The 7,367-nt window shown below is 72.1% G+C and carries 6 protein-coding genes and 1 pseudogene; 1 reads left to right on the forward strand and 6 read right to left on the reverse strand.

Features of this window, described 5'->3' with window-relative positions; translation table 11 throughout:
* Positions 1-243: 243 nt before the first annotated feature.
* The gene (locus ACZ63E_RS04840; protein ID WP_465334312.1) at positions 244-3,021 is read left to right on the forward strand and encodes an AfsR/SARP family transcriptional regulator; all 2,778 of its coding nucleotides are present in this window, start codon (positions 244-246) and stop codon (positions 3,019-3,021) included.
* 310 nt (positions 3,022-3,331) lie between these two features.
* Here ACZ63E_RS04840 and ACZ63E_RS04845 read toward each other — a convergent pair whose 3' ends face one another.
* The 6 genes and pseudogenes from ACZ63E_RS04845 to ACZ63E_RS04870 form a co-directional block, all read right to left on the reverse strand.
* Positions 3,332-3,997, reverse strand: a complete 666-nt coding sequence (locus ACZ63E_RS04845; protein WP_465334313.1) for a DUF4190 domain-containing protein — start codon at positions 3,995-3,997, stop codon at positions 3,332-3,334.
* 251 nt (positions 3,998-4,248) lie between these two features.
* Entirely contained in the window at positions 4,249-5,133 is an 885-nt protein-coding gene (locus ACZ63E_RS04850) for a hypothetical protein (RefSeq protein WP_465334314.1), read from the reverse strand.
* Entirely contained in the window at positions 5,130-5,606 is a 477-nt protein-coding gene (locus ACZ63E_RS04855; protein ID WP_395920886.1) for a DUF6932 family protein, read from the reverse strand. Before ACZ63E_RS04855 ends, ACZ63E_RS04850 begins: the two co-directional genes overlap by 4 nt.
* A 57-nt stretch (positions 5,607-5,663) precedes the next feature.
* On the reverse strand, positions 5,664-6,056 hold the full coding sequence (locus ACZ63E_RS04860) for a hypothetical protein (RefSeq protein WP_465334315.1): 393 nt from the start codon (positions 6,054-6,056) through the stop codon (positions 5,664-5,666).
* A 12-nt stretch (positions 6,057-6,068) separates the two neighbouring features.
* Positions 6,069-6,800: an OmpA family protein gene (locus ACZ63E_RS04865; RefSeq protein WP_465334317.1), complete on the reverse strand. Its 732-nt coding sequence runs from the start codon at positions 6,798-6,800 to the stop codon at positions 6,069-6,071.
* Positions 6,801-7,032: 232 nt separating this feature from the next.
* Positions 7,033-7,367, reverse strand: a pseudogene (locus ACZ63E_RS04870) (hypothetical protein); the annotation flags it as partial.

Below are 7,367 nucleotides of genomic sequence, written 5' to 3' on the forward strand. Positions count from 1 at the left end.
GGCCCGGCCGGGAGATTCAGCACGACCCCGCACCAGCGGATCGGGACCGATGGTGCGGGGTCGTGTCATACCCGGGCCCCGGTGGAAGCCGCACCCTTCGCCCGCCTCCGCTGCGAAATCCGCAGAACCACCAAAACAGCTGGTACCGGCCCTGCTCGACAACCGGTGACCACGGTAGGTTGGCTTCCCCGGCGAGGGAGACGCCGGCCGACGACCGTGGACCCCGGGGAGGTGGGCGCGAGCATGGCCGAAACCCGGTTGCAGCTGCTCGGGCCCGTGCAGCTCTTCCACGGTGACGACCCCGTCCCGATCGGCGGCCCCGGCGTCCGCGGCCTGCTCGCGCTGCTCGCCCTCAAGCCCGGCAAGGTCGTCGGGCTCGACGACATCATCGACGCGCTCTGGGGTCACAACCCGCCCGCGACGGCGCGGACCATCGTCCACGGCAACGTCTCCCACCTGCGGCGGATCCTGCGTGAGGTCGACGGCCTGAGCATCCTCACCACCCCGCCGGGCTACCGCCTGGACGTCGAGGCCGACCGGATCGACGTCCACCGGGCGCGCACCCTGCTCGACCGCGCGTCGGTCGCTACGCCCGAGACCGCCGCCCCGTTGCTGGCCGAGGCGCTCGCGCTGTGGCAGGGTCCCGCACTCGGCGGGGTGCCCGACTCCCTGCAGGCGCCCGAACTCGAGGACCTCCGCCTGGCCGTGCACGGCGCCCGCGTCGACGCCGACCTCGGGCTCGGGCGGCACGCCGAGCTGATCGTCGAGCTGAGCCCGATCGTCCGGGCCGACCCGCTGGCCGAGCGGGCCGCGGGCCAGCTGATGCGCGCGCTGTACCACGCGGGCCGCCGCGGTGACGCGCTCGAGCTGTACCGGACCGTCTCCCGCGCGACGCTCCGCACCCTCGGGGTCGAGCCCGGCGCCGAGCTGCGCTGGCTCCACGAGCGCGTCCTCAACGACGACCTCCCCGAGCTTTCACGTGAAAGCTCCCACCTGGGCCCGGAGCTTTCACGTGAAAGCTCCGGGGTGGACGAGCGGGGGCAGCCGGTTTCGCAGCTGCCCGCCGCGGTGCCGAGCCTGGCCGGGCGCACCGAGGAGCTGGCCTGGCTCGACGACCTCGTCACCCGCGCCGAGGCCGGGGAGACCACGATCGCCGTGGTCACCGGCACCGCCGGGGTCGGCAAGAGCACGCTGGTCGTCTGGTGGGCGCACCGCGTCGCGCGGCGGTTCCCGGACGGCGTCCTGTTCGCGTCTCTGCGCGGCTTCGACCCGCACCACCCTCCGCTGGAACCCGCGGAGCTGCTCACGCAGTTCCTGCTCGGCCTGGGCGTCGAGACCGCGAAGATCCCGGAGCTGCTTCACGAGCGCGTCGCGCTGTACCGGTCGCTGATCGCCGGACGGCGGATGCTCGTGCTGCTCGACGACGCCCGCGCCGCCGAGCAGGTCCGCCCGCTCCTGCCGCCGAGCGCGCGCACGATGACCGTGGTGACCAGCCGGTCGCGCCTCGACGGGCTCGCCGTGTCGAACGCGGCTCGGCGGCGAGTCCTCGGCACGCTCGCGCCCGACGACGCCGTGCGGCTCATCGAAGAGCTGGCCGGCCCGGCCGCCCTCAACCACGCGCTCGCGAGGCTCTGCGGGTACCTCCCGCTCGCGCTCCGCATCGCGGGCGCCCGGCTCTCGGCGAGCGCGCAACGCACCGCCGAAGAGCTGGTCGACGAGCTCGGCAACGAACGCACCCGGCTGGCCGGGCTGCAGGTCGACGGCGCCGAAGACGGCGTGCGCGCGGCCTTCGACGTCTCCTTCCGCGGCCTGCCCGGCGAGATCGCGGAGACATTCCTGCAGCTGGGCGCCGTGCCCGGGGTGCTGGTCGGGCCGCACGTGATGGCCGCGGTCGCGCAGATCCCGGTCGCCGAAGCCCGGCGGCGGCTGCGCGCGCTGGCCGCGCACAACCTCATCGCCGAGACCGCCCGCGACGTCTTCGTCCCGCACGACCTCGTCTGGCTCTACCTGCGCGAACTGGCGGAGCAGGAGCTCGCTGAGAAGGAACGCGAGGACGCGCTCGGCTGGACGATCCGGTACTACCAGGCGGCGGCCGACCGCGCCCGGCGCCGGCTGGGCCCGGTCGCCGACCCGCTCGACTTCTCCGGCGTGCTCGCCGACGACGCGATGCCGCCGCTGACCGGGTTCGCCGTGGCGCAGGACTGGTTCGCCGCCGAGTGGCCGAACCTCCTCGCGGTGCTCGACGCCGCGTACACCGCTGGCCGCCACGACGACGTCTGGCGGCTGGCCCGGCTCGGGCACAGCTACCGCGTCGCCTGCCCGCTGCTGGACGAGTGGCTCCGCATGGCCGACCTGGGCGTAGCCGCCGCCGAGGCCGCGGACGACGTCGAGGGGCAGTGCTGGCTGCGGCTCGCGCGGTGCGAGATCGCGCTGACCTTCGAACTGCCGGGCTACGGCCTGGCCGACGCCGAACGCGCGGCGCGGCTGGCCGCCGGGAGCACCGACGAGCGGCTGGTCACCTCGGCCGACCTGCACCTCGGCCGCGCGCTGAGCCGGCTCGGCGAGCACGACCAGGCCATCGAGCGGCTCGCGAAGGCCGCGGCCGCCGCCGGCGACGTCACGTTGCGCGGGCAGGCGCTCAGCAGCTGCGCGCAGGCGGAGAAGCGGGCGGGCCGGCTGGCCGACGCCATCACCCACCAGCTCGCCGGCCTGGCGATCGACCGCGAACTGGGCGACGACGACCGGGTGGTCGTCTCACTCGACAAGCTGGCCGAGCTCTGCCTGCGCACGGGCGACCACGCCGCGGCCGAGCGGCACGTCTGGGAGGCGATCGACCTCGCGATCAGCCGCGAGTTCGTCGCGCGCGAGGGCGCGCTGCGGCTGACCCTGGGCCGGGTGCTGCGGGCCGAGGGCGACCTCGACGGCGCCCGCGAACAACTCGCGTTGTCGGTGCGCATTTACGAGCGCGTGCACCCGAAGCTCGTCGGCGAGGTCCGCACCGAGCTCGCCGAACTGCAGTGACGTATTCGCCGCCCATTCGAACTGTGCCGGCGCGGTCGCGATGATCCGGATTCCGGTGGTGCGACCTTCGGTTGCGAATGGGTCACGGCCCGGCCCGCACCGGACAATCCTTAGTGGATTCTTAGTGCCCGCGGGCGGCGTCCGCGTAGGTTCGGCGGTGCCGGCAGAGCCCTAGGGGAGGGGCAGGCTGAGACGCCGGTGCCGGGCCCCGCGCGGGAAACCGCGACGGGGCCGGGAGCCGCCAGGAGCGGCTCGTGGCGGCCCGGCCGGCCGAGATGGGGGTAGGCCGGCCGGTCGCCAGGCGCGCGGCTCAGCTCACGTTGGCCGTGCAGAGCGCGATCGTCGTCCCGCTGTTTTCCGCGACCTTCTTGCCGTCGATCAGAATGGCGCAGGCGATTTCGTTGTTGGTCTGCGAATTCCGGGTGTCCGCGGTGAGCGTCAAAAGGTACGAACCATTGTTGTAGGACGCTTCGCCCTGCCACGCGTCGGTGCTCGCGGGGGCGTTTTCGGTGCGCTGGTCGGAGAGGCTGCCGTAACGCACGGTCGCGCCGCCCGAGGCGGTGACCTCGAAGACCACGGAGTGCTTGTCGGTGGCCACGGCCGGCAGGTGCAGCCCGGCCTCGCCGCCGCCGAGGAAGGTCGAGTACAGCAGCATCCCGGCCGCCGCGAGCAGCGCCACGACCGAGACCGCGGTGCCCGTGATCGCCAGCCCGCGGTCGCCCACGGTGCCCTTCTTGACCTGGACCAACCCGGTGATCGCCAGGATCAGGCCGAGCCCGCCCAGCGGCCACGCGACATAGTCGACGTCCGGGACGAACGTGACGGCCAGTGCGGCCGACCCGAGCACGAGGCCGACGATCGCCAGGATGTTCCGGCCGGGCTTCGCATTCGCTTGCCGCCGCTCGGTCGCCGTCACCGGCGGCGCCGGCCGGCCGTGACGCGCAGCGGTGGGCGGGTACTGCGGGTCGGTCATCATGCAAGCCCCTTCGGGTGGGAGTGCGACGACGTTAACCCATAAGCGTGGTCCAGGACGAAATTGTTACATTCTGGAAAAAGTCATTGTCCCACCGTTTTGCGCCGGGTATCGGTATTTCCTGACATCGTGCGCAGGGTGTGGCCCGGTGATCAATGGAAAGAATATCGGAGTTCCCACTGTTCGATACCGCCACGGAGCCTACGACGAGTGTCGGCACGGTTGCCCACAGCGAAAGTCGTGAATCGGACTTGTCAGTCGAAAAGGCTCACTTCGGGCGTGATTTCGAGGAGTTCGAAAACCGGGCGGCCGCGGCGGCCGTCGATCGTCGTCGTCCGCACGACGCGCAGCCGCGCGGTCACCGGGCGGTCGAGGTTCTCCTTGATCTCGTCGAGCAGGTCCGGCGCCACCGCGCCCTGGATGGTCCCGCCCGACTCGCGGTCGAGGTAGAAGATGCGCCGCCGGGTGCGGACGCCGTCGAGCCGCCCGCGCACCGTCTCGTAGCCGACCTCTTCGCGGGACTCCCGGAGGCTGCCCTGCAGGATCCGGGCCTGCTCGGTCGTCATGCTGCGGGTGAGCTGCTCACCGGCGGTCGGCGTCAGCGCCATCCCGATGCCGGCGTTCTTCGCGACGGCGTTGACGATGTCGCTCACGGCGTTGCGGACCGTGTCGCGCTGCAGCAGCACGGCGTCGAGCGCGCCGTCGTCCGAGCCGTTCGCCGGCAGGAAGTCGCAGAGCTCCTTGACCGCGCGCTCGGACAGCGTCTCGATGCCGTCGACGATCAGCGCGTCGTCGGAGACGTCGAGCTCGGGGAAGCCGAAGAAGATCGCGTTGCCCGCCTGGCCGCGCTGGATCAGCGGCGCCTTGTCGCGGTCGGCCTGCTGGACGATCGTGACCTCACCGGACGGGTTCCGGATGATGTGCCCGATCTTCGCGGTCGCGTCCTGCAGCGCGCGGCTGATGTCGGAGAAGGTGTAGGCGTCGATGCTCTGTTCACCGATCACCGAGACGTGCAGCAGCGGTGAGCGGGACGTCCGCTCGAACTTGGCGTTCGCCGCCATCGCCGACGCGCGCGCGAGGTCGTCGAGCCACGTGCCGCCGGGGATCTCGTCGGCGATGCGCCGGAACTCGTTCCTCACCAGATCATCTCCGGGTAGCCCCTGCCGCCTTCGGCCCAGACCTCGGCCCACACGTCTTCGTCGCCGGGGCGGCACAGGAAGCCGTCCAGCATGCCGCCGACCGGCTGCACCTGGTCGAGGTACATCGCGGGCTGCCCGACGATGACACCGCGCAGCGTGAGCAGGCCGTAGAGCGCCGACCGCCCGGCGTCGTCGAGCCGCTTGAGCGCGCCCCACTCGTCCGGGATGAGGACGACGTCGAGGCTGCGCGGCGGGTGGGCGGTCCGGGTGATGAGCTCGCCGCCGATCCACGCCCGGCCGGTCGGCATGATCCGCCGGGCGACACCGAGGTAGCTGTTGAGCGCGCTGAAGAGGATTTCGCGGTCGTTCTGGTGCGGGGCGTCGAACACGAGGCGTTCGTAGACGTCGGCGAGGTCGCCCGCGTGGCGCCCCGGCGGCAGGACCTGCTGCGACGTCCAATGGGGGAGCGCCACGTCACCCCCTCCTCAGCCCTCGCTCACAGTGCGTAGCCGAATTTACCAGGATGGGTGTCAGCCGCCGCGCCCAGGCTGCTGCGGCCACCGCGGAGAGGCCTCCTCGGTCTCGGGCCAAGCCGGTTCTTCTTCGGTGGGCCAGTCTTCGGCCTGCGCGCCACGCTGTGGCGGCAGCGGCAGCCGTCCCTCGCGGTGGCCGTCGGGCTCCTCGTCCTCGTCTTCGAACCGGTGGTCCTCGGGCCGCTCGGCCTGCGTCCAGGCGGCGGGGATGAACTGCGTCTGCTCGGCGGCGAGCGGCTCGGGCTCGTACTCGGGTTCGTAGGGTTCAGCCACGGGTTGTGGAGCGGACCTGGGGCGCTGCGCGGCGCGCAGCACGAGCCACGAGGTGAGGGCGCCGAGCGCGAAGGCGATGACCAGCCACAGCCAGATCTGCCCGAACAGCCACACCATCCGCCATCACCCCTAAACGACCGTGATCTCGACGCGCCGGTCTTCGTCGCCGCCGCCCGCGGGCCGGGTGTCGCCCAGCCCGCGGGAGGTCACGCGCTTGGTCGTCAGTCCGTTGGTGGTGAGGATCCGCGTGACGGCCTTGGCGCGGTCCCGGGAAAGCTTCAGTGCGCCGCTCGCGCTGCCGGACCCGCGGGCGGCGTGCCCGGTGACGCGGTACCGGAAGGTTTCGGGCGACTTGGTGAGGGCGACGGCGACGCTCCGGGCGGCCTGCTCCCCTTCGGGCGTGAGCCGGGCGGTGTCCGGCACGAAGGTGATCGGCGCCTCGGCGAGCATCCGGTCGATCTCGGCTTGCACGCCGGCCTTGTCGGTGGGTGGCGGTGGTGCGGCCGGCTGTGTCGTGGTGCTGGGTGGCTTTGTCGGGCTGGGATTGGGGCTCTGGGTCGGGCTCGGTGCTACGGGCGTGATGTCCCCTTCGAGCTTGGCGGCGCGGACACCGTCGACGCTCTGGACGACTTCGAGGGCGCGGAGGGCCTGACCGGGCGGGAAGCCGCTGAGGGTGGCGTCACGGCCGTCGAAGCTGAGGGTGCCCGGCGGAAGGCCGGCGGCGGCGAGCGCGCTTTCGGCCTTCGCCGTGAGGTCCCGCTGGATGCGCCCGGCTTGCGCCCAGGTCGCTACCCCCGCCAGCAGCGCCGTGACCAGCACCGCGATCGGGAGCATGAGGATCCAGCGCCGACCACCGGACATAAGGGGACTGTAAGCCGGGCGGAGCGGGTTGGCGAGCCGGGGAAGAGTGGTGGTCCACAAGTTGTCCCCAGGCAAGTCGACATGTGGACAACTGCGGCTGCGGTGGTCGGTTCGGCACGGTGCGTGAGAGAGGGCCGGTATGCTGGACTGGGGCCGGCCCCCAGGGAGCGGCGGGGGATGTCTGGGGCTGGGGCGAGTGTCGCGAATGACCCATTCGGGCAAGGCCGGGCAGTTAGGTTGGGGTGAGTCGTGTCAAGAGGCTGGTGGCGGCGTTGGTGACGGTGACGTCGATGGTGGCTGTGAGACAGGCGCGGGGCTGGCGGGGCTTGTTGTAGGCGTATTTGGACAGGGGTCGTTTGACGGTCCGGGGACAGATCCGCATCCGGCGTGCCGGGAGCAGGTTGTCCAGGACGTGGCGGCCGATGGTGCCGACCAGGTCGATGCAGGTGCCGGCGATGACCGACCGAGCGGCGACGATCTGGTCGCGGGCGGCGTGCAGGGCGACGGTGAATCCGGCCCGGTCGGGGTCGAGGCCGGGCCGGGAGTCGGTGGCGTCGGTCATCGCGA

It is taken from the genome of Amycolatopsis sp. NPDC104819 (genome assembly GCF_055583145.1).

Excerpts from the sequence above, each read along its gene's own strand:
- ACZ63E_RS04865 (WP_465334317.1), bottom strand. The coding sequence starts at position 6,800 with ATGTCCGGTGGTCGGCGCTGGATCCTCATGCTCCCGATCGCGGTGCTG.
- ACZ63E_RS04840 (WP_465334312.1), top strand. The coding sequence starts at position 244 with ATGGCCGAAACCCGGTTGCAGCTGCTCGGGCCCGTGCAGCTCTTCCAC.
- ACZ63E_RS04860 (WP_465334315.1), bottom strand. The coding sequence starts at position 6,056 with ATGGTGTGGCTGTTCGGGCAGATCTGGCTGTGGCTGGTCATCGCCTTC.
- ACZ63E_RS04845 (WP_465334313.1), bottom strand. The coding sequence starts at position 3,997 with ATGATGACCGACCCGCAGTACCCGCCCACCGCTGCGCGTCACGGCCGG.